Raw genomic sequence first — 981 nt, forward strand, 5'->3', positions numbered from 1 at the left:
CTTCGCGCCGACACCTCAGACCTTCCAGCTGCTGTTCCTGCGCTTCTCCAGGATGCGCTCAGCGACCTTGATCACGTCGGCCATCGAGAGGAGCGAGAGTTCAGTGAGCGCCGCAGCACCGAGGCCGCGCTTCTGCGCCTTCGCAGCGGTGGTCCGAACCGCAGGGCGCGCGTCTCGGGAGAGCAGCTCGACGAAGCTCGACCAACGCCGGAGGTCGAGCTTCGCCAGCTCCACGCGGTGCGCGCGGCGGAGACGTGCGAGCCGTCGTCCGCCGGCCCTGCGCGTCGCGCTCGCCTCGTCAGCCGTGTAGTCGCCGCGGCTCTGGGCCGCTTTGGCCTGCTTCTGCGCAGTCACCTCGATCACTCGGGTGACCTCTTCCGCGTACGCAGGCATGGCTCGCAGGAGTCGCCGTTCCTCGGCCACCCAGCGCCGCAGGAGCACGTCACCGCACTCCGGACACAGCTTCTGCGGCATGACGCCGTCAACCGCATAGCCGCATGCGCAGTCGATACCGCCGCGCTGCTGCGCCCGATGCGGACGCCCGCCGAGCTTCGCCCGCAGCAGCGAGGCTCCCACCGCGCTGCGCCCGAGCTCGTCGGCGAGGAATCCCTCGCCGCTCCTGCGCTGCATGTCGGCGACCAACAGCTCCCAACGCTCCTGGTCTGCCGGTCGGATCATCGAGCGAGCGGAGGCCGCGTACTCATCCAGCACCGCGGTGATCTCCGCCTCCTGAGCCGCGCGCTTCAAGGCTGTCGCGGACGTGGCTCCCGGCCAGGACGGGAACGCGATGTGAGTCGCGAGCTCCCGCATCCGCGCATCACCCGAGACCCCCGCCGCCTCGTGCAGCGCGGCCAGGGGCGCATTCGCCTCCAACACACCGCGTTCGAACTCCTCGACAGCTTCAGACGCACTCATGCTCCCAGAGTAAACGCCCGTACACGACGAAGAGGGCCGACCACCGTGGTCGACCCTCTTCGTGAA

1 protein-coding gene is annotated in these 981 nt (G+C 69.4%); it reads right to left on the reverse strand.

What is annotated here, in order from left to right; all coding sequences use genetic code 11:
- Positions 1-15: 15 nt before the first annotated feature.
- Positions 16-915, reverse strand: coding sequence for a hypothetical protein (locus tag B2869_RS06905; RefSeq protein WP_292764259.1), 900 nt, complete (start codon positions 913-915; stop codon positions 16-18).
- Positions 916-981: the final 66 nt, after the last annotated feature.

Origin of the sequence: Microbacterium sp. UBA3486 (assembly GCF_002377845.1) — a bacterium.
In the GTDB taxonomy this organism is placed as follows: Bacteria; Actinomycetota; Actinomycetes; order Actinomycetales; family Microbacteriaceae; genus Microbacterium; species Microbacterium maritypicum_A.